Origin of the sequence: Streptomyces halobius (genome assembly GCF_023277745.1) — a bacterium.
Classification (GTDB): domain Bacteria; phylum Actinomycetota; class Actinomycetes; order Streptomycetales; family Streptomycetaceae; genus Streptomyces; species Streptomyces halobius.
Genome location: NZ_CP086322.1, coordinates 2945633 through 2966033 on the forward strand (window position 1 = coordinate 2945633; position 20401 = coordinate 2966033).

General features: G+C 71.6%; 17 protein-coding genes and 1 pseudogene. 3 read left to right on the plus strand and 15 right to left on the minus strand.

Going from position 1 to position 20401, the window contains the following annotated elements; translation table 11 throughout:
• Positions 1-18: 18 nt before the first annotated feature.
• From K9S39_RS13500 to K9S39_RS13515, 4 genes are all read right to left on the minus strand, one after another.
• Positions 19-597, minus strand: coding sequence for a toxin (locus K9S39_RS13500; RefSeq protein WP_248863585.1), 579 nt, complete (start codon positions 595-597; stop codon positions 19-21).
• Between the two features lie 13 nt (positions 598-610).
• A complete protein-coding gene (locus K9S39_RS13505; RefSeq protein ID WP_248863586.1) occupies positions 611-1051 on the minus strand; it encodes a helix-turn-helix domain-containing protein in 441 nt (146 codons plus the stop codon).
• Between the two features lie 302 nt (positions 1052-1353).
• Positions 1354-2508: an MAB_1171c family putative transporter gene (locus K9S39_RS13510; RefSeq protein WP_248863587.1), complete on the minus strand. Its 1155-nt coding sequence runs from the start codon at positions 2506-2508 to the stop codon at positions 1354-1356.
• Between the two features lie 147 nt (positions 2509-2655).
• The gene (locus K9S39_RS13515) at positions 2656-3384 is read right to left on the minus strand and encodes a TetR-like C-terminal domain-containing protein (RefSeq protein ID WP_248863588.1); all 729 of its coding nucleotides are present in this window, start codon (positions 3382-3384) and stop codon (positions 2656-2658) included.
• Between the two features lie 283 nt (positions 3385-3667).
• Between K9S39_RS13515 and K9S39_RS13520 the strand changes: the two genes are divergently transcribed.
• A complete protein-coding gene (locus tag K9S39_RS13520) occupies positions 3668-4591 on the plus strand; it encodes a hypothetical protein (RefSeq protein ID WP_248863589.1) in 924 nt (307 codons plus the stop codon).
• 151 nt (positions 4592-4742) lie between these two features.
• Here K9S39_RS13520 and K9S39_RS13525 read toward each other — a convergent pair whose 3' ends face one another.
• Positions 4743-5051: an AzlD domain-containing protein gene (locus tag K9S39_RS13525; RefSeq protein WP_248863590.1), complete on the minus strand. Its 309-nt coding sequence runs from the start codon at positions 5049-5051 to the stop codon at positions 4743-4745.
• Positions 5048-5329, minus strand: a pseudogene (locus K9S39_RS13530) (AzlC family ABC transporter permease); the annotation flags it as partial. The pseudogene K9S39_RS13530 and the gene K9S39_RS13525, both read right to left, overlap by 4 nt.
• Positions 5330-5431: 102 nt before the next feature.
• Between K9S39_RS13530 and K9S39_RS13535 the strand changes: the two are divergent.
• Together K9S39_RS13535 and K9S39_RS13540 are read left to right on the plus strand one after the other, a co-directional pair.
• Positions 5432-10204, plus strand: coding sequence for a DEAD/DEAH box helicase (locus K9S39_RS13535; protein WP_248863591.1), 4773 nt, complete (start codon positions 5432-5434; stop codon positions 10202-10204).
• A gap of 96 nt (positions 10205-10300) precedes the next feature.
• Positions 10301-11197, plus strand: a complete 897-nt coding sequence (locus tag K9S39_RS13540) for an Fpg/Nei family DNA glycosylase (protein WP_248863592.1) — start codon at positions 10301-10303, stop codon at positions 11195-11197.
• Positions 11198-11313: 116 nt separating this feature from the next.
• Here K9S39_RS13540 and K9S39_RS13545 read toward each other — a convergent pair whose 3' ends face one another.
• The 9 genes from K9S39_RS13545 to K9S39_RS13585 all read right to left on the minus strand — a co-directional run bounded on the left by K9S39_RS13545 (position 11314) and on the right by K9S39_RS13585 (position 20351).
• Positions 11314-11577, minus strand: a complete 264-nt coding sequence (locus K9S39_RS13545; protein ID WP_248868731.1) for a hypothetical protein — start codon at positions 11575-11577, stop codon at positions 11314-11316.
• A gap of 258 nt (positions 11578-11835) precedes the next feature.
• Positions 11836-12306, minus strand: coding sequence for a Dps family protein (locus tag K9S39_RS13550; protein WP_248863593.1), 471 nt, complete (start codon positions 12304-12306; stop codon positions 11836-11838).
• Between the two features lie 207 nt (positions 12307-12513).
• A complete protein-coding gene (locus tag K9S39_RS13555; protein ID WP_248863594.1) occupies positions 12514-12897 on the minus strand; it encodes a helix-turn-helix domain-containing protein in 384 nt (127 codons plus the stop codon).
• A gap of 94 nt (positions 12898-12991) precedes the next feature.
• Positions 12992-13528, minus strand: a complete 537-nt coding sequence (locus K9S39_RS13560) for a CinA family protein (protein WP_248863595.1) — start codon at positions 13526-13528, stop codon at positions 12992-12994.
• Entirely contained in the window at positions 13525-14184 is a 660-nt protein-coding gene (gene pgsA / locus K9S39_RS13565) for a CDP-diacylglycerol--glycerol-3-phosphate 3-phosphatidyltransferase (protein WP_248863596.1), read from the minus strand. The genes K9S39_RS13560 and pgsA overlap by 4 nt, the downstream gene beginning before the upstream one ends.
• The gene (rimO, locus tag K9S39_RS13570; protein ID WP_248863597.1) at positions 14181-15680 is read right to left on the minus strand and encodes a 30S ribosomal protein S12 methylthiotransferase RimO; all 1500 of its coding nucleotides are present in this window, start codon (positions 15678-15680) and stop codon (positions 14181-14183) included. The genes pgsA and rimO overlap by 4 nt, the downstream gene beginning before the upstream one ends.
• A gap of 102 nt (positions 15681-15782) precedes the next feature.
• Entirely contained in the window at positions 15783-16589 is an 807-nt protein-coding gene (locus K9S39_RS13575) for a helix-turn-helix domain-containing protein (RefSeq protein WP_248863598.1), read from the minus strand.
• 224 nt (positions 16590-16813) lie between these two features.
• The gene (locus tag K9S39_RS13580; RefSeq protein ID WP_248863599.1) at positions 16814-19600 is read right to left on the minus strand and encodes a DNA translocase FtsK; all 2787 of its coding nucleotides are present in this window, start codon (positions 19598-19600) and stop codon (positions 16814-16816) included.
• 91 nt (positions 19601-19691) lie between these two features.
• Entirely contained in the window at positions 19692-20351 is a 660-nt protein-coding gene (locus K9S39_RS13585; RefSeq protein WP_248863600.1) for a response regulator, read from the minus strand.
• Between the last annotated feature and the right edge of the window lie 50 nt (positions 20352-20401).

Consider the following 20401-nt stretch of genomic DNA (forward strand, 5'->3'; position numbering starts at 1 on the left):
CAACTCATGTAACGCACGTCAGATCAGGGTGCGTTCGATCCGGCTGAGCATGGCGTCCTTCCCGGTTTCCCCGTCTGCCCCGGCTGCCTCGGACGGGGACGCGCCGCGGCGTTCCTCGGCGCTGCCCACCCGTTGGGAGAGCAGATAGGCGATGATCTCCGCTTCCTGTTCCTGAACGTCGTCATAGGTCGCGCGCAGGAGCATGTCACGCACGAGGTCGGGGTCGAGGTTGGGGAAGAGGAGGCGGGCGCTCGCCTCGTCCAGCCAACCCGCCCCGCGATGGCAGCAGATGATGTGGCCCAGCTCGTGCAAGATGATGTGCTCCTGATGCGCGCTGGTCGTGTTGGCGTCGTAGAAGATGAGGTCCTCGTCGCGTGCGGCGACCCACATGCCGCACGGGTGCGACGCGGGCATCTGCATCGGGACCAGCGTGATCGGGCGGTCGCGGATCTCTCCGAGGTAGCGGCAGAGTTCGGCCACATCGGCCACCTTCGGCAGATCGAGTTCCGCGATCCGCCGCGCGCCGGCCTTCCGTAGCCTCTTGAGGTGACTGCGGCGGTCCTGACCGGCCGACGGGCCCTTCCTGGCGCCCCTCACTCCCCCGTGCCCCTCACTCCGCCTCCGAGGCGTCGGTGACGGGCGGAAGACCCTGCATCTGCCGGTACTGGTCCATGATGGCCGTGATGGCCTGGAGATTCTCCCTCTTCATCCCCGCCGCCCGCATCGCCACCGAGCGGACCCCTGCCTGCCGCAGCGCTTCGATGGCGGCGACCTCGCTGAGCACCGACTCGGCGACCTCGTCGTCGAAGAAGTAGGCAACCGACACACCGAAGAAGCGCGCCAGGGCGGCCAGGAGGTCCGGTGAGGGATTGGAGCGCTTGCCCGTCCGCAACTGCGACAGATACACACCCCCGACCCTGAGTTCGGGGTTGGCCCGCTTCAACTCCTCCGCCACCTCGGCATTGGTCCAGTGCCTGCCCTTGGGACGCACCGTCCTGAAGAGGTTGTCCAGACGTACCGCCAGCTTGGGCCGGTCGTCAGTCTCGGACATCGCGAATCTCCCTCCCGTCACCTCCTCGGATTGCCCTTGGCTAACCGTAAGTTTCGCAGATTAGCGGTCAGTTGACAATCGGCCGAGACTCCGCCAACGTGGACCTTGCCGATAGCTGACAGCTAACTTTGCTTACGGGGGTAGCCGAGTTGGCTGCCGGTCCTGTCGGCCCGGCCCTCGGGGGATGGGCCGGTCCAACCGGGCGGGACTCACCGTCCGGCCCGACAGGAAGAACGGGGGAACCACGGGGGAAACGGGGGGCAACCCGCCCGGTCTGACGGGGGCAGACCGGGCGGATGCTCTCAACTCGCCTTGTCGATCCTTCGGTAGGCGGATGCGACCTTGGTGAGCCAGGCGACCTCCGCGGTGAAGTTGTCCGTGTCGCGGTCGTCGAAGTCGCCGGCGTCCTTGTTGTCATCGGGGATGGTGCCGGTGCGCTTGGCGTACAGGGCCTGTCTGATCTGCGCCGCTTCGGCGAACGCCTGCCGGGACTCCTCGCTCGCCCCTGAGTCCGCTCGGCCGGCCCCGTTGGCGGTGCGGTCGATGTAGGGGCGCAAGTCCCGCCACCCGTCCCGTATCTCGATGACCCTCCGGTGGAGGCGGTAGTCGAGGTCGGAGACCGCGGCCCCGGGCGGCTCCAGGGCGATGTCCGGGGAGGACTCGTACAGGTCCCGCCAGAGCGGGTAGAGGGCCCGGTACGACCGGTAACTGCGCGCCCACCCCAGCAGTTTGGCGGCGGAGGCCCCCCAGGAGGAGATGGTCAGGCTGAGCGAGAGGGTGACGATGCCCGCCGCGCTGAAGACGGAGGGGGCGACCGTCCAGACGCCGATGTCGAGCCCGAACGCGGCGGTGAGGATGTTTACCGTCCTGGCCAGGCAGTAGAGGAAGAGGATCACCGCGGCGACGGAGAGCAGCCGCAGGGCCTGTCGCAGCGAGGCCTTACCGGCCATTCGGGCGTAGGGGCCGCACTGGCGGAAGATGGTGACGCACGGGACCGCCTGGGAGACGATGAAGACCAGGAGGTAGGTGAGGACCAGCGGCCGGCCGCTGCCGGTGTTGAAGTCCGTAGCCGGCCGGCCGGGGCCGTCGGCGATGAAGAAGAGCGCGATCAGAAGTGCGTTGAGCGCGATGCCGGTGAGCAGCCAGTAGCGGGTCTTCCGTACCGTCGCCGCGTCGGCGGTCGCCCAGCGCAGCAGGATGATTTGCGCGCTGACACAGAAGGCGACCGCCGATAGGTGCATCACCAGGATGGCGAGGTTGCCGACGCCCAGGAAGCTCCTGCTTCCCATGGCGACGGCACCCATCGTGAAGGTGAGGCACTGGAGCAGCAGAGTGATCACCAGCGTGCGATAGGCGTTCTCCCGCCAGCTGCGCCGTACCTGGCTCAGCCGGTAGACGAGCGCGGCATACGACGAGAGCGCCGCGATGACGAAACAGAGGATTCTGGTGGTGTTCACGGCCTGATTCCCCGCCGGGCCCGCGCACGCGGCGGACGGTCTAGTCGGAGTTCTCGACCTGGTCGGTGTCCCGCCCTGGTCGTCGTTCCCGCTCTGGTCGGTGTTCTCGCCTCAATCGGCCGACTCTCCTCAGTCGGCTGACTCTCCTCAGTCGGCCGACTCGCCCAACGGAACGACGAGTCCGATGCTTTCGGCCGCCACGGCGATGGCGTAGTCGAAGAACGCGGACTCGTCCCGGACACTGTCGTGGGTACGGCTGAAGACCTGGAACACCAGGAGCCCGATCAGATTGCTCCACAGCACGACGCCGCGCTCGATGATGTCCGAGAACGGCGCCTCGGGCACGCCGCCGAAGAGCTCCACGGCCTCCGGCAGGAGCAGCGGCGGGCCGGGCACCGCCCGCCGGGGCGGGGTGAGTTCACCGGCCTCCAGCGCCGAACGCACGATGCCGGCCAGCACGGCGGGGGTGCGCGAGGCGGGCGGGACCGTGTCCTGCGGGGCGTGGTAATCCGGAACGGGCGAGCCGTAGACCAGCGTGAACTCGGCGGGGTTGCCGAAGGACCACTGCCGCAGTGCGCGGGCGGCCGCGAGCAACCGCGCGCCCGCCGACGCACGGGCGTCACTGGCGGCCTGATCGGCCCGCTCCATCGCGGCGCCGGACGCGTTGTAGGCGTCGATGACCAGCGCGGTCAGCAGGTCGTCCCGATGCGGGAAGACGGCTGCCACGTCCGTGACGGCAAAGCCGCCGCCCTCGGCGACGGCGTCCAGGGACAGCCCTCCGGCGCCCAGTTTCACCAGCAGTTGGCGCGCGGTGGCCTTGATGGCCTCCGGCAGCCCGGTGTTGCCATCGGCGGCGTCTGCTCCGGAAACATCCATGGCCAAACCGTACCTGTCGGCCACAACGCCCATCAGTGAAGTCGTCCGAGCACCTCGGTCATGCGCTGTGATCCCGGCCACACCCCTATCGGTTCCGGAACCCGGAGCCAAATCCCGTGTCCTTGTCATCGGTTACGGGGCTGGGTGACGAGGGGCTGGTTACGGAAGGCCGGGGCGACGACCGGTCGACGTCCGTCAACCGCATGCCTCCAGTGTCCCGCCCTGGGAGGGCAGCCGGGCTCCTGCCCGTGCCGACGGAGGAATTCGGCCCTACGGTCGGGCCATGGCCGAAAACGCAAGCTCACGACCGACCCCTCTGGCGCGTGCCGAGCGCTTCGTCTGGCTGACCGCCCGGGTGCTCGAACAGCGGCTCTTCGAGTACCACTTCCTCGGCGGCGGCGCGGATCCGGTCGAGACCGCCCTCGCCGCGTACCGCGATGACGACGACGGCTACGGCCACGCGCTGGAGCCGGACCTGCGCGGCCCGGTCAGCCAGCCGCTGCACACCGCACACGCCCTGAAGGTGCTGGATCGCATCGGGCGGTGCGACGGCCTCCGGGTGGAGCGGATCTGCCGCTATCTGACGCGGGTCTCGACCCCGGAGGGCGCGCTGCCCGCGCTGCACCCGTCACAGCGCGGGTATCCGGCCGCACCGTGGATCCCGGTGGTCGACGATCCGCCGAGCGCGCTTCTGGCCACCGGGCCAGTGGTGGGTGTGCTGCACCGCAACGAGGTGTGGCACGCCTGGCTGTTCCGGGCCACGGACTACTGCTGGGCGGCCGTGGAGTCGCTGGAGGAGACCCATCCGTACGAGGTCGAGGCGGCGGTGGCCTTCCTGGACGGCGCCCCGGACCGCCCTCGGGCGGCCGCCGCGGCACAGCGCCTGGGCAAGCTCGTACGGGAGCAGGGGCTGGTGCTGCTGGACCCGGAGCGGGCGGCGGACGTCCCGGTGGCGCCGGGGTACGCGCCCGGGGAGCACCACTTGGCGTACGACTTCGCGCCCGCGCCCGGCTCGCTGGCCCGCCGCTGGTTCAGCGACGAGGAGCTGGGCCGGGCGCTGGACCACCTCGTGTCGCTCCAGCAGGAGGACGGCGGCTGGCCGGTCAACTGGCGGGTATGGGCACCGGGTACAGCGCTGGAGTCCCGTCCCATGGTGACGCTGAACGCGCTGCTGACCTTGCGGGCGTACGGGCGTCCCATCGGCTGACCCGGTGCGCCCGCGACGCGTGATCCGGTGCGCCGGCCGATTGGCCCCGTGCGCCGCGGGGTGCGATGCGACGCGCCTCGGCGTCGATGCGATGTGGCGCGGAGTGCCGCCCCGTTTGGTGATCGGTTCCGCCGGGCCGACCTCGGGGCGGTCACCCGCCCAGGGCTCGCACTCCGGCGGTCACCACCACCGCGGCGCCGACGACCAGGGGGAACGGTGCCCGCAGGACCAGCGCGACCGCTGCGGCGGCCACACCCGCGGCCTCGGCGTCGAGCGGCAGATGCTGACCGTCGCTGAACGCCTGCTGGGCGGTGAGAGCGGCCAGCAGGGCCACCGGGAGCAGCGCGGCCAGCCGCTTGACGAGCGGGCGCTCCAGGAGGCCGGCGGGGGCCGGCAGGCCGAGGAGTTTGACCAGATAGCAGCCCACGGCGGTGAGGCTGATCGCGATCCAGACGCTCATGCTCGACCCTCCTCGGTGGCGTCGGGTGTCCCCTGGGCGCGTTCCCGACGCCCCTGGACGAGGAGCACGGCGGGTGCGGCCAGCGCCGACAGCAGCACCGGTACGCCCGTCGGGAGCGTCGGCAGCGTAACCATGACCAGCACCACCGCGAGGCCGGCCGCCGCCCGCTCGACGGTGGTTCTGAGCATCGGGGCGAGCAGCGCCAGGAAGACCGCAGGGCTGGCCGCGTCCAGTCCCCAGGCGTTGGTGTCGCCGAGTGCCTCGGCACCCAGGGCGCCGGCCTCCCCGGCGATCTCGGCGATCAGGCCGGCGCCGCCCGCGCACCGCTCCCGCACCGCTCTCCCGCCGCGTTGTCAGTGGCACGGTGCACGATGGGGGACATGGCCAAGTCAGCACTCGACTCGTTCTCTCCCGCGACCCGCGGCTGGTTCGCCGGGGCGTTCAGCGCGCCCACCGCGGCGCAGGAGGGCGCCTGGCAGGCGATCGGCGCGGGGTCCGACGTCCTCGTGGTGGCGCCGACGGGCTCCGGCAAGACCCTCGCCGCGTTCCTGGCGTCGCTGGACGCGCTGGCGAGCGGTCCGGCGCCCGCCGAGCCGAAGAAGCGCTGCCGGGTGCTGTACGTCTCGCCACTGAAGGCCCTCGCCGTCGATGTCGAGCGCAATCTGCGCAGTCCGCTGACGGGCATCCGCCAGGAGTCGGTCCGCCTCGGGCTGCCCGAGCCGGACATCAGGGTGGGCATCCGCTCCGGCGACACCCCGGCCGCCGAGCGCCGCTCGATCGCCAGCCGCCCGCCGGACATCCTCATCACGACCCCCGAGTCGCTGTTCCTGATGCTGACGTCCTCGGCCCGGGAGGCGCTCGCGGGCGTCGAGACGGTCATCCTGGACGAGGTGCACGCCGTCGCCGGTACGAAGCGCGGCGCGCATCTGGCGCTCTCCCTGGAGCGGCTGGACGAGCTGCTCGACCGCCCGGCCCGCCGGATCGGTCTGTCGGCGACGGTGCGCCCGGTGGAGGAGGTCGCCCGCTATCTGTCGCCGCGGCGCCGGGTGGAGATCGTCCAGCCGCCGTCCGGCAAGCGCTTCGACCTGTCGGTGGTCGTGCCGGTGGAGGACATGGGGGAGCTGGGCGGCTCCCCCGTCCAAGAGGGCGATACGGGCGAGAAGCCGTCCATCTGGCCGCAGGTCGAGGAGAAGATCGCCGATCTCGTCCAGGCCCATCGCTCCACGATCGTCTTCGCCAACTCCCGCCGCCTGGCGGAGCGGCTGTGCAACCGCCTCAACGAGATCGCCTACGAGCGCGCCACCGGAGAAGCGCTCCCCGAGCACCACTCCCCCGCGGAGCTGATGGCCGAGGCCGGTGCCGCCAAGGGCGCGCCGCCGGTACTGGCCCGCGCCCACCACGGCTCGGTCTCCAAAGAGCAACGCGCCCAGGTGGAGGAGGACTTGAAGGCGGGCCGGCTGCCGGCCGTGGTCGCCACCTCCAGCCTGGAGCTCGGCATCGACATGGGCGCGGTCGATCTCGTCGTCCAGGTCGAGTCACCGCCGTCGGTCGCCTCCGGGCTGCAGCGGGTGGGTCGGGCCGGGCATCAGGTCGGCGCGGTGTCGACGGGCATCGTCTTCCCCAAGTACCGAGGCGATCTGGTGCAGGCCGCCGTGGTCACCGAGCGGATGCGCTCGGGCGCGATCGAAGCGCTGCGGGTGCCCGCCAACCCGCTGGATGTGCTCGCCCAGCAGCTCGTCGCGATGACCGCGATGGACACCTGGGACGTCGAGGAGCTGCTGGCCGTGGTCCGCCGTGCCGCCCCGTTCGCCGCGCTCCCCGAGTCGGCGTTCACCGCCGTGCTGGACATGCTCGCCGGCCGCTATCCGTCCGACGCCTTCGCCGAGCTGCGCCCCCGCGTCGTATGGGACCGCGTGGCCCAGACGGTGACGGGCCGCCCCGGGGCGCAGCGGCTGGCCGTCACGTCCGGGGGCACGATCCCCGACCGCGGTCTGTTCGGGGTCTTCCTGGCGGGCGACTCCGGGAAGGGCGGCGGGCGACGGGTGGGCGAGCTGGACGAGGAGATGGTCTACGAATCCCGCGTCGGCGATGTCTTCACCCTGGGGACGACGTCCTGGCGCATCGAGGACATCACCCGCGACCGGGTGCTGGTCACCCCCGCCCCCGGGGTTCCGGGCCGGCTGCCCTTCTGGAAGGGCGACCAGCTCGGCCGCCCCCTCGAACTGGGCCGGGCGCTCGGCGCGTTCCTCCGCGAGATCGGCTCCCTCGCCCGCGAGGAGGCCGCCGCCCGGCTGTCGGCCGCCGGCCTCGACGCCTGGGCGAGCGCCAACGTCCTCGGCTATCTCGCCGAGCAGAAGCAGGCGTGCGGCCATGTCCCGGACGACCGCACGATCGTCGTCGAGCGGTTCCGCGACGAGCTCGGCGACTGGCGGGTGGTCGTCCACTCCCCCTTCGGGGCGCAGGTCCACGCCCCCTGGGCGCTCGCCCTCGGCGCCCGTCTCGCCGAGCGCTACGGCATGGACGCCCAGGTGATGCACGCCGACGACGGCATCGTGCTGCGGCTGCCCGACGCCGACCTGATGGGTCTGGATCTCCTCGACGGCGGTGACGCTTTCGGCGCCGGCCCGGGGTCACTGGGCGCCGAGTACGACCCCGAGCAGTCCCCCGTCGGCGCCGCCGATGTCGCCTTCGACCCCGGCGACGTCGACCAGCTCGTCACCGACCAGGTCGGCGGTTCCGCCCTCTTCGCCTCCCGTTTCCGCGAATGCGCCGCCCGCGCCCTGCTGCTGCCGCGGCGCAACCCCGGCAAGCGCACCCCGCTGTGGCAACAGCGCCAGCGCGCCGCCCAACTCCTCCAGGTGGCAAGCGAGTTCGGGTCCTTCCCGATCGTGCTGGAAGCCGTCCGCGAATGCCTCCAGGACGTCTTCGACGTACCGGGTCTGACGGAGCTGATGGGCGATATCGAGGCCCGCCGGGTCCGTCTGGTGGAGGTCACCACCCCCGAGGCGTCCCCGTTCGCCCGCTCCCTGCTGTTCGGCTATGTCGCCCAGTTCCTGTACGAGGGCGACTCCCCGCTCGCCGAGCGCCGGGCCGCCGCCCTCTCGCTGGACTCCCGGCTGCTCGCCGAGCTGCTGGGCCAGGCCGAGCTGCGGGAACTGCTGGACGCCGAGGTGCTGGCCGAGCTGGAGCGCGAGCTCCAGTGGCTGACGGACGACCGCCGCGCCAAGGACGCCGAGGGTGTCGCCGATCTGCTGCGGCTGCTCGGGCCGCTGACCGACGCCGAGCTGGCCGAGCGCGGCGCGGATCCGGCGTGGGTCAGGGAGCTGGCCGCCGCCCGCCGCGCCATCACGGTGCGGATCGCCGGCGCCGCCCACTGGGCCGCCATCGAGGACGCGGGCCGGCTCCGGGACGCCCTGGGGACGGCCCTGCCCGTGGGCGTCCCCGAGTCCTTCACCGAACCGGTCAAGGACCCGCTCGGCGACCTGCTCTCCCGGTTCGCCCGTACCCACGGCCCGTTCACCTCCGAGCAGGCCGCCGCCCGCTTCGGCCTCGGCACGGCCGTCACGGACGGCGCGCTGCACCGCCTCGCCGCCGCCGGCCGTATCGTCCAGGGTGAATTCCACCCCGCCGGGATCGGCCAGGAATGGTGCGACGCCCAGGTGCTGCGCAGGCTGCGCCGCCGTTCGCTCGCCGCGCTGCGTGAGGAGCTGGAGCCGGTGCCGCCCGCCGCGCTCGCCGCCTTCCTCCCGCAGTGGCAGCACGTCGGCGCCCCGCGTCCCGGAGGGCAGCCGTCCGCCGGCGGATCGCCCGGCCTGCGCGGCATCGACGGCCTGGCCCGCGCCATCGAGCAGCTCCAGGGCGCCCCGGTCCCCGCCTCGGCCCTGGAGAAGCTCGTCCTGCCCTCCCGCGTCGCCGACTACACCCCGGCGATGCTGGACGAACTCACCGCCACCGGCGAGGTGTTGTGGGCCGGCGCCGGTGCCCTCCCCGGCAAGGACGGCTGGCTCTCCCTCCATCTCGCCGACTCCGCGCCGCTCCTCCTCCACGCCCCGCTCCCCCTGGAACTCACCGCTCTGCACTCCTCCGTGCTGACCGCCCTCGCCCCCGGATACGGCCTGTTCTTCCGCCAGATCGCCGACCAGGCCCGCGCCACCACCCACCCCGACGCCACCGACCCCCAACTGGCCGACGCCCTCTGGGATCTGGCCTGGTCCGGGCGGCTCACCAACGACACCCTGGCCCCGCTGCGCGCCCTCCTCGGCTCGGGCCGTACGGCCGGCTCGACCGCCCACCGCGCCCGCCGCACGGTGCCCCGGGGGCGCTGGGGGCACCCCCGGACGGAGTTGGGGGGAGGCATGCTCACCGCCGCCGCGGGCCGCAGCGGCCGCCCCACCGCGTCCCGCTCCGGCCCGCCGACGGTCGGCGGCCGCTGGTCCCTGCTACCCGCCCTGGAACCGGAGGCCACCCACCGGGCGCACGCCCTGGCCCGTACGCTCCTGGACCGGCACGGCATCGTCACCCGGGGCGCGGTCGCCGCCGAGGGGGTCGAGGGCGGCTTCTCCGCCGCGTATCGCGTACTGGCCGCGTTCGAGGAGTCCGGGCAGGCCCGCCGCGGCTATGTCGTCGAGGGGCTGGGCGCCGCCCAGTTCGCCATGGACGGTGCGGTCGACCGGCTGCGCGCGATCAGCACGCAGCGGGAGTGCGGGGCCGGCGAAGCTCTGCCGAGCAGGGACCGTTGGGAGTCCGGTTCCAGAAGTCCGCAGCGCGCCGTCGTCCTCGCCGCCGCCGACCCGGCCAACGCCTACGGCGCCGCCCTGCCCTGGCCCGATCCGCCCGAGGGCTCGACACACAAGCCGGGCCGCAAGGCGGGCTCCCTCGTTGTCCTGGTCGACGGCGAGCTGGCGCTCTACATGGAGCGCGGCGGCAAGACCCTGCTGATCTGGCCCCTCCCCGGCGTCCCGGACGGACCACCCGCCGACGCCCGTCTCCAGGCCGCCGTGACGGCACTGACCGACGCGGCCCGCGCGGGCGCCCTCGGCACGATAACCACCGAACGCATCAACGGCAGCGCGGCCCTGACCTCCCCGTACGCTCCGGCCCTCGAATCCGCCGGTTTCCACCCCACACCCCGGGGGATGCGCCTCCGGGGCTGACGGGCGGCGCCGACGGGGCCGGGCATCCCCCTGACGAACACCACTCCAGGGGCCGGGGCAACCGCTGACCGACACCACTCCCGGCATGATGGACCCATGCCCGAAGGTGACACGGTCTGGCGGCTGGCCCAGCGCCTCCACGACGCGCTGGCAGGTCAGCCCCTGACCCGCTGCGACCTGCGCGTCCCCCGGCTCGCGACGGTCGACCTGACCGGCCGCACGGTGCTGGACGTCACCCCCCGCGGCAAGCATCTGCTCACCCGCATCGAAGGCGGTCTCACCCTCCACTCCCATCTCCGGATGGACGGCGCCTGGAAGATCTACGCCCCTGCGGAACGCTGGCGTGGCGGCCCCGCCCACCAGATCCGGGCGATCCTCGGCACCGAGCGGCACACCGCCGTCGGCTACCGCCTCCCCGTCCTCGATCTGCTGCGCACCGCCGACGAGTCCCAGGTCGTCGGCCACCTGGGCCCCGATCTCCTCGGCCCCGACTGGGACGCGGCCGAGGCCCTGCGCCGGCTGCTCGCCGTCCCCGAACGGCCCCTGGGCGAGGCCCTGCTGGACCAGCGCAACCTCGCCGGTGTCGGCAATGTCTACAAGTCCGAGCTGTGCTTCCTGCTGCGCGCCTCGCCCTGGCTCCCGATGGGCCGGCTCCCCGCCCCGGAGCGCGCTCCCGCACTCGCCAAGAGACTCCTCGAAGCCAACAAGCAGCGCCCCGCCCGTACCACCACTCCGTGGGGGTACCGCCCACGCCCGTTTGAGGGCAGTGGAGGAGCGCGCCCCGATCGCCGGCTATGGGTCTACGGGCGCGCGGGACGCCCCTGCGCGCGCTGCGGCGCCGCCATCCGCACCGCCGACCAGGGCTCCACGCCCGACGAACGCGTCACCTACTGGTGCCCCACCTGCCAGACCGACCAGCCTGACCAGACCGACCACCCAGTCCGCACCGACAAGCCCGAACCTCCCAACGAGCCCGACCACCCCGCGCATTGAGAAGCAACCCCCCGACACCGGCCACCGAATTGACGCCCCGACAGCCGGTCTTCACCAGCCCAACGCCGCACCGCGTCCACCCTGAGAACACCAACCCCCTCACAACCTCACCGCCCTCACAGCCCCCCACCCCCGTTCCCACCCCCCGACCGCCATCGCCGCCACCCCCCGGCCAGCCCCGCCCGCCCCTTCTCCAGCCACCCGCCCCGGCCGTTCCTGCCGTTCCCCTGGCCCACCCGCGGAACGCAGTGCACCGGCAGCAGGCTGAGCCCCCAGCCGCCCGCCACCACCGCCCCCTCGATCACCCCCGCCGACTGCGGCCACAGCGCCAGCCGGAGCGCCGCCGCCCACCACAGCCCGCCGACGAGGGTCACGGCTATCCAGCGCCCAGGGCCGGCCCGGGAACGCCCTCCCGGACCCTGCACGCGGCCGCCGGCACCCCGCCCGAGCGGACCGCGGGCCCCCCTGTCGTGCCACGCCATCGCTGCCTCCTCCGGCCGACGCTAGACGGGGCCCGCCGACCGGCGGGAGAGCGCACCGTCGCACTCCCGGAGCGCGCAGGGCAGTGCCACGCGCGCCAGGAGCAAGCGGGTGCGGCGCCGTATCGGGCGCATCCCGTCAGCCGTCGCCGAGGGCTGTCAGTGGGCTTCGGCCTGGAACATCCAGTGGTGCTTCTCCAGGTCGGCGGTCAGGCCGATGAGGATGTCCTGGCTGACCGGGTCGGGGTCCGCGGTGGCACGGATCCGCTCCCGCATCCGCTCGATGATCGCGGTCAGGCCCGTCACCAGCGTGCGTACGGCGTCGCCGTCCTTGATCCAGCCGTCCGGCACCTCCCCGATGCCGCTGGTCTTGGCGACCGTGGCGGTCCGGCCGTCCGGTGTCACGCCGATCGCGGCGCACCGTTCGGCGACGGTGTCCATGTGCTGCCGGGCGGTGTCCACGACCTCGTCCAGCTGGAGGTGTACGGACCGGAAGCGTGGGCCGATGACGTTCCAGTGCACCTGCTTCGCCATGAGGGAGAGATCCACCAGATCGACGAGGGCGCCCTGAAGGGCGTTCCCGACGAGGGTGCGGTCGGTTTCGGAGAGCGTGCTCTTGACCACAGACATCCAGTTACTCCTGTTCAACCCGATGGCCAATATGCCCAATATTTCGGAATATGCATGAATATTCCGAAATGCCCCGATTTGCCCATCGTATAGACCATGGCGTTCCTCTGGGCAGGTCAAGGGGGCCGGTCGAGCGCCGCACCGCGCACACAGCGTGAGGCCCCGGCCGGCAGCAGCCGACCGGGGCCTCACGAACGAACAGGGGTGTCAGGCCGCGACGACATCCACGACGTCTGCCGGGGACTTGATGGTCACACGGTCCTCCGGCACACCGGCCAGGGACGTGACCGACACCGGGTTGAAGTTCGGCCGCACCGGCGTGGGCACCGGCTCGCTCGCGGCCGCGGACTGTGCCAGCTCGGCGAGCGCCAGCTCGTCGCTGACCTCTCGCATGAGCTCTGACATGCGTACGTCCAGCGCGTCACAGATCGATGAGAGCAGCTCGGAGGAAGCCTCCTTCTGCCCCCGCTCCACCTCGGACAAATAGCCGAGCGATACCCGAGCGGAGGAAGAGACCTCGCGCAGGGTTCGGCCTTGGCGCTGACGCTGTCGGCGCAGCACGTCACCCAGCAGGCGACGAAGCAGAATCATCGCTGGCTCCCTCCTCGGACCTCGGATCCGGATCCTTCTCGCCCCACCGTACCGCCTCGGGCCCTACCGGCGCCGGGCGCGAGTTCGTGTTCACTCAGGGCTGCAAACATCCATTCCCCCCGTGTTGTTCCGTATCCTGTGCACGCATTTTTTCTGCAAGTTCGCTCAACAACAGGTTGAGTACGGCCTCGATGCTGTCTTGGCGGATACGGTCACGATCCCCGTCCAGCGTCAGCCGACGCACCTCTCCGGCGCCGTCCGGGCCCTGTACGGCCACAAAAACGGTGCCCACGCGCTGGCCGTCCTGGGGCAGGGGTCCGGCGACGCCCGTGGTGGCGATGCCCCAGTCGGCGCCCAGCACCCTCCGTACGCCAGTGGCCATCTGCCGCGCGACCTCGCCGTCCACGGCCCCGCGCTCGGCCAGCAGCGCACCGTCGACGTTCAGCAGGTCCCGTTTCACATCGGTCGCATAGGCCGTCACCGAGCCGCGGACGACCCGCGAGGCTCCGGGGACGGCGGTCAGCGCGCCCGCCACCAGGCCGCCGGTCAGCGATTCGGCCACCGCCAGGCTCTGTCCACGCCCGGCGAGGAGCTCCAGCACCCTGGCCGCGGCAGAACCCGGCCCGGTCACCGCTCCGCGTCCTGTCCGGCCCGCTCGGCCCGTTCGGCCCGCTCCTTGGCCAGTCCGGCCCGGCGCATCACGACGGCCTGACGGACGTAGTCGAGCCCGGTGGCGACGGTCAGCACCACGGCCACGGCCATCATCCACCAGCGGAAGGTGGCCAGCGGTCCGGTCAACACCAGGACGTACATCCCCACCGCGGTGCCCTGCGCCAATGTCTTGATCTTGCCGCCACGACTGGCCGGAATCACACCGTGTTTGATCACCCAGAAGCGCATCAGCGTGATGCCCAGCTCCCGGAAGAGGATCACGCCGGTCACCCACCACGGCAGATCGCCCAGCACCGAAAGACAGATCAGCGCGGCACCCATGATCGCCTTGTCCGCGATCGGGTCGGCGATCTTGCCGAAGTCCGTGACCAGGTTGTATGTGCGCGCCAGATGCCCGTCGAAGACATCGGTGATCATGGCGATGGCGAACGCGGCCCAGGCGAAGGCGCGCCATACCGGGTCGGTCCCGTCCTCGTACATCAGCAGCACCACGAAGGCGGGGACCAGCAGCAGCCGCAACATCGTCAGGACGTTGGCGATGTTCCACAGCCCGGCCTGCCGGACGGCCGGCGCGGTGCGCGGCCCACCCGCCGCGGAAGCCGGGACTCCGCTCATCTGCCCGCCTCCTCGGTACACGCCGTGCCCACCACCGACAGCACCTCGGCCACGAGATCGACGCCCTCGCTCGCGACCACCTTCGCCTCGACCATACGACCGGGCGCCAGGTCCGGGCCGGTCGACAGCAGCGTGACGCCATCGGTCTCCGGCGCCTGGTGCGCGGCCCGCCCGACGATGCCGTCCTCGTCGTCGATCCGGTCGACCAGCACCCGGACCGTCTCACCGACCCGCTCCTCGGCACGCTGCGCGGTCAGCTCCTCGGCCAGCCGGGACACCCGCGCCAGCCGCTCGGCGACCACGTCGGGGTCGACCTTGTCCTCGTACGAGGCGGCCTCGGTGCCGTCCTCGTCGGAGTAGCCGAAGACGCCGATGGCATCCAGCCGGGCCTCGGAGAGAAAGCGCTCCAGCTCCGCCAGATCGGCCTCGCTCTCACCCGGGAAACCGACGATGAAGTTGGATCGGGCACCGGCCTGGGGCGCCCTCGTCCGGATCTGTTCCAGCAGCTCCAGGAAGCGTCCGGTATCGCCGAACCGTCGCATCGCGCGCAGCACGCCGGGCGCCGAGTGCTGGAAGGACAGATCGAAATACGGCGCGACCTTGTCCGTGCCGGTCAGCACATCGATCAGCCCGGGGCGCATCTCGGCGGGCTGCAGATAGCTGACCCGGATCCGCTCGATGCCGTCGACGGCGGCCAGCTCCGGCAGCAGCGTCTCCAGCAGCCGGATGTCACCGAGGTCCTTGCCGTACGAGGTGTTGTTCTCGGAGACCAGCATGATCTCCTTGACGCCCTGCTCGGCCAGCCAGCGGGTCTCGCCGAGCACATCGGAGGGCCGGCGGGAGATGAAGGAACCGCGGAAGGACGGAATGGCGCAGAACGAGCAGCGCCGGTCGCATCCGGACGCGAGCTTGACCGAGGCGACCGGACTGCTGCCGAGTCTGCGGCGCAGCGGCGCACGCGGCCCGGAGGGGGGCGCGACGCCCTCCGGCAGATCCTCGGGTGCGCCCGCCGGCTCGGCGGCAGCGGTCTGTGCGTGGCCGGGCAGCGCGACATCGGCGCTCTGCCGCTCCGCCGGACTGATCGGCAGCAGCTTGCGGCGGTCGCGCGGGGTGTGCGCGGCGTGGATGCCGCCGCTCAGGATGGTCTGCAGGCGGTCCGAGATGGCGCCGTAGTCGTCGAAGCCGAGCACGCCGTCGGCCTCGGGCAGCGCCTCGGCGAGCTCCTTGCCGTAGCGCTCGGCCATGCAGCCGACGGCCACGACGGCCTGGGTCCTGCCATGATCCTTCAGATCATTGGCTTCGAGCAGGGCGTCGACGGAGTCCTTCTTGGCGGCCTCGACGAACCCGCAGGTGTTGACGACGGCGACATCGGCATCGGTGGCTTCCTCGACGAGCTCCCAGCCGTCCGCTGCCAAGCGGCCTGCGAGCTCCTCCGAGTCCACCTCGTTACGGGCGCAGCCAAGGGTGACAAGGGCGACGGTACGGCGTTCGGGCATGGGGCTCAGCCTACTTCGTCCCGGCACCGCCCATGGCGCGCAGGTCAGTACCGCCTGTCCCGGACGTCCCGGGACGGGCGGCGGACACGGCGGTGCCCGGCCTCAGCCGGCCTGGGGGTCCCCAGGGGTGTAGCTGAGCCGCTCCACGGAACCCTTGTCGCCGACCCGCTTGACCTCCTTGCCGTTGACGTACAGCTGTACGGCCCCGGCGTTGCCCAGGACCAGGTCGATCCGCTTCTTGTCGGTGAAGGTCATGGACTCGCCCTGCTTGAGCAGGCCGTCCTGCAGGAGCTTGCCGTTGGCGTCCTTGGCGGAGATCCAGCTCTGGCCGTCCCGGGCGATCACCTTGATCGTGACCTTGTCCTTGGGCAGCCCGGCGATGGCGCTCTCGGACGGGTCGGCCTTGGGGGGCTTGGTGGTGCGCGCCTTGGTGGGTGTCGGTGCCGGCCGGTCCGCGTTGGCGGTGTCGCCGCCCGCGATCGGTCCGCCGCCGTTCCTGTTGCCGTCGCTGAAGAGCGTGAAGCCGACGAAACCGACGACGGCGACGATCGCGGCGACCATCGCGGCGGTCCAGTTGGGGCGGCGAGGGTCGGAGCGGATCCGCTCCGCCTCGAAAAGCGGCGCCGCGGGGGTGGGCTCGGGCCGTCCGCCGTGCTCGGCGTCGAACTGCGCGATCAGCGGTTCGGGGTTGAGGCCGACGGCGCGGGCGAGGGTTCTGATGTGTCCGCGGGCATAGACGTCGCCCCCGCAGCGCGAGAAGTCGTCCTGCTCGATGGCGTGCGCGATGGGGGTGCGCACCCGGGTCGTCGAACTGACCTCTTCGACGGTCAGTCCTGCGTGGATACGGGCTTGCTGGAGGGCGCGACCGATGGAAGGCCGGTCGTCTTCGGGGGAGTTGCCGATGGACACGGGGGCGCCTTTCGAGCGTGTAGCCACCTGCTGGAGGTTCAGTCTAGGGGTGGAGCGAAAGGGTCAGGCAAGCGGGAGAGCGAGGTTTGTACGCCATCGGAACGCCGCGAACGGTGCCGCTGAGCTCGATGGTGAAGCATGGTTCCGTCGCCTCCCTCAACTTGACGTATCAGCAGGAAGAACGGTTGCTTTCGCTCACCTACGAGTGACCCCGGATTTGTGTGCTACTCGGTAGCTTCCCCGCGGATGACCGAGAGCACTCCGTCCAATTCATCCGGCTTCACGAGGACATCGCGCGCCTTGGACCCCTCGCTGGGTCCGACGATGTTCCGCGACTCCATCAGGTCCATCAGCCGCCCGGCCTTGGCGAACCCCACCCGCAGCTTGCGCTGAAGCATCGACGTGGATCCGAACTGGGTGGAAACCACCAGCTCAGCGGCCTGGCAGAGCAGATCGAGGTCATCGCCGATGTCCTCGTCGATCTCCTTTTTCTGCTTGCTGCCGACGGTGACGTCATCGCGGAATACCGGCGCCATCTGATCCTTGCAGTGCTGGACGACCGCCGCGACCTCGGCCTCGGGCACAAACGCGCCCTGCATACGGACCGGCTTGTTCGCACCCATCGGCATGAACAGCCCGTCGCCCTTGCCGATCAGCTTCTCCGCGCCCGGCTGGTCGAGGATGACCCGGCTGTCGGCGAGCGAGGAGGTGGCGAAGGCCAGCCGGGAGGGCACATTGGCCTTGATCAGGCCGGTGACGACATCGACGGACGGCCGCTGGGTGGCGAGCACCAGATGGATACCGGCCGCCCGCGCGAGCTGGGTGATGCGGACGATGGAGTCCTCCACGTCCCGCGGCGCGACCATCATCAGGTCCGCCAGCTCGTCGACGATGACCAGCAGATACGGGTACGGCGACAGCTCGCGCCCGCTGCCCTCGGGCGGGGTCACCGTGCCGTTGCGCACCGCTTCGTTGAAGTCGTCGATATGCCGGAACCCGTAGGCCGCGAGGTCGTCGTAGCGCAGGTCCATCTCGCGGACCACCCACTGCAGGGCCTCGGCGGCGCGCTTGGGGTTGGTGATGATCGGCGTGATGAGGTGCGGGATGCCTTCGTAGGCGGTCAGTTCGACGCGCTTGGGGTCGACCAGCACCATCCGCACGTCCTCCGGGGTGGCGCGGACCATCACCGAGGTGATCAGGCAGTTGATGCAGGACGACTTGCCGGAGCCGGTGGCCCCGGCGACCAGGACGTGCGGCATCTTCGTCATGTTGGCCATGACGTAGCCGCCCTCGACGTCCTTGCCGAGCGCCACCAGCATCGGGTGTTCGTCGCCCGCGGAGTCGGCCAGCCGCAGCACATCGCCGAGGTTGACCATCTCGCGGTCGGTGTTGGGGATCTCGATGCCGACCGCGGACTTGCCGGGGATCGGGCTGATGATGCGGACGTCCGGACTGGCGACGGCGTAGGCGATGTTCTTGGCCAGCGCGGTGATCTTCTCGACCTTGACGGCCGGGCCGAGCTCGACCTCGTAGCGGGTGACCGTCGGGCCGCGGGTGAAGCCGGTGACCGCCGCGTCGACCTTGAACTCCTGGAACACATTGGTCAGCGAGGCCACTATCGCGTCGTTCGCGGCGCTGCGGGTCTTGCCGGGGCCGCCGCGGGAGAGCAGGTCGAGGGAGGGCAACGCGTAGGTGATGTCGCCGGACAGCTGGAGCTGTTCGGCGCGGGCCGGCAGATCGGACGGTTCCGGCGCGGGCTTGGTGAAGTCCGCCACCGCCGGGGTGTGCTCGGCACCCGACGGCTCCGCCGCGCGGGCCGGCGGCACCGCGCCGCCCTCCGCTCCGCTGTCCTCGCCGTCGGGGTCCCGCCGGTCGCCCGAGATGCCGCTGCTGAGGCCGGCGACGAGCGGGGAGGGCTGGACGCCGTGCAGCACCGCGCCGTCCAGCGCGGCGGCGGCTGCGGCGGCCACGTCCACCGCGTCCATCGACCGGTCCGCGGCGTGCTCCCCGGCGGACCGGGCCGGGCCTCGGCGCTCGGCCAGCGCCTTCTCCTCCAGCGCCTCCGGGTCCGCCGGGGCCGCCCCTGCCGTCCGCCGGGACCTGCGGGCGGGCCGCTCGCGCCAGTCCTCCGCGTACTCCTCCGCCTGCTCCCCGGCGTCCGGCTCGGGCTGCAGCACGCCCAGCTTGGTGCCGAGGAGCCGCAGCCGCTGCGGGATGGCGTTCACCGGCGTCGCGGTCACCACCAGCAGTCCGAAGACGGTCAGCAGCGCCAGCAGCGCCACCGCGAGGGTCTGCCCGACCGTGAAGATCAGCGGCTTGGACGCGGCCCAGCCGAGGTAGCCGCCGGCGTCCTGTATGGCCGCGATGCCCTCGCCCCGGCCCGGCGAACCGCAGGCCATCGCGACCTGCCCGAGGACGCCGAGCACCAGCGCGGACAGCCCGATGACGATCCGGCCGTTGGCCTCCGGCTGCTCGGGATGGCGGATCAGCCGTACCGCGATACCACCCAGCAGAATCGGCACCACCAGGTCGAGCCGGCCGAAGGCACCGGTCACCAGCAGGTCGACGAGGTCGCCGACCGGCCCGCTGAGGCTGGACCAGGTACCGGCCGCGATGATCAGGGCGAGGCCGAGCAGCAGCAGCGCGAGGCCGTCCTTACGGTGTGCCGGGTCGAGGTTCTTCGCGCCGCGGCCCACCCCGCGGAACATCGCCCCGATGGCATGGGCCAGCCCGAGCCAGCAGGCCCGGGCGATGCGGTAGACGCCGCCGGTCGGTGACGGCGCCGGTTTCGGGGCGGCCTTTTTCGCGGGTGCCTTCTTGGCCGGGGCCCGCTTCGCCGCGGCGGTCTTCTTCGCCGGCGGCTTGGCGGACGCCCGCTTTCCGGCCGCGCTTTTTCCGGAGGACGGCTGCTTCGCGGCGGTCTTCTTCGCGGCGCCTCCGGACTGCCCGGCGCGCTGCTTCGAGGGGCCCGCCGTGCTCTGGGTTCCCTTGCCGGACGTACGTGAGGCCATGGTGACGAGATTACAGGCGATGGCAAGCGTGTCACGAGCGCACGGCGCTTCACCCATTCGTGTCGCGCGCCCGCCTGTGAAGAGACGTCAATCAGGCTCCGGCGGACCCCGTTCCCGGCTCCAGCGCATCCAGCGCCCGGCGCAAACCGGTCAGTTTGCGCTCAAGATGCGCGGCGGTGGCGACCGCGGCGGCGTCCGCCGACTCGTCCAACTGCTTGGACAGCGCCTCCGCCTGCTCCTCGACCGCGGCCAGCCGCGCGGACAGCTCGGCGAGCAGCCCCGCGGACTCCTTGGGATCCTCGCCGTTCGGCCGCCCGCCCTCCAGCTGGAGCCGCAGCAGCGAAGCCTGCTCACGGAGTTGGCAGTTCTTCATGTAGAGCTCGACGAACACCGAGACCTTGGCGCGCAGCACCCACGGGTCGAACGGCTTGGAGATGTAGTCGACCGCGCCGGCCGCATAGCCACGGAAGGTGTGGTGCGGGCCGTGGTTGATGGCGGTGAGGAAGATGATCGGGATGTCGCGGGTGCGCTCGCGCCGCTTGATGTGCGCCGCGGTCTCGAATCCGTCCATCCCCGGCATCTGCACATCGAGCAGAATCACCGCGAAATCGTCCGTGAGCAGTGCTTTGAGCGCTTCCTCCCCGGACGATGCCCGCACCAGTGTCTGATCGAGCGCGGAGAGGATCGCCTCCAGCGCCAGCAGATTCTCCGGCCGGTCATCGACCAGGAGGATCTTGGCCTTCTGCACCATGGCCCGTCCTCCTCGCCCCGGCATGGAACCGGACGCCGCCCCAGGGGACG

Bases quoted from the DNA above. Each gene is read 5' to 3' on its own strand.
- K9S39_RS13535 (WP_248863591.1), top strand. From the start codon at position 5,432: ATGGCCAAGTCAGCACTCGACTCGTTCTCTCCCGCGACCCGCGGCTGG.
- K9S39_RS13540 (WP_248863592.1), top strand. From the start codon at position 10,301: ATGCCCGAAGGTGACACGGTCTGGCGGCTGGCCCAGCGCCTCCACGAC.
- K9S39_RS13515 (WP_248863588.1), bottom strand. From the start codon at position 3,384: ATGGATGTTTCCGGAGCAGACGCCGCCGATGGCAACACCGGGCTGCCG.
- K9S39_RS13505 (WP_248863586.1), bottom strand. From the start codon at position 1,051: ATGTCCGAGACTGACGACCGGCCCAAGCTGGCGGTACGTCTGGACAAC.
- K9S39_RS13585 (WP_248863600.1), bottom strand. From the start codon at position 20,351: ATGGTGCAGAAGGCCAAGATCCTCCTGGTCGATGACCGGCCGGAGAAT.
- K9S39_RS13550 (WP_248863593.1), bottom strand. From the start codon at position 12,306: ATGTCTGTGGTCAAGAGCACGCTCTCCGAAACCGACCGCACCCTCGTC.
- K9S39_RS13580 (WP_248863599.1), bottom strand. From the start codon at position 19,600: ATGGCCTCACGTACGTCCGGCAAGGGAACCCAGAGCACGGCGGGCCCC.
- K9S39_RS13525 (WP_248863590.1), bottom strand. From the start codon at position 5,051: ATGAGCGTCTGGATCGCGATCAGCCTCACCGCCGTGGGCTGCTATCTG.
- K9S39_RS13520 (WP_248863589.1), top strand. From the start codon at position 3,668: ATGGCCGAAAACGCAAGCTCACGACCGACCCCTCTGGCGCGTGCCGAG.
- rimO (WP_248863597.1), bottom strand. From the start codon at position 15,680: ATGCCCGAACGCCGTACCGTCGCCCTTGTCACCCTTGGCTGCGCCCGT.
- pgsA (WP_248863596.1), bottom strand. From the start codon at position 14,184: ATGAGCGGAGTCCCGGCTTCCGCGGCGGGTGGGCCGCGCACCGCGCCG.
- K9S39_RS13555 (WP_248863594.1), bottom strand. From the start codon at position 12,897: ATGATTCTGCTTCGTCGCCTGCTGGGTGACGTGCTGCGCCGACAGCGT.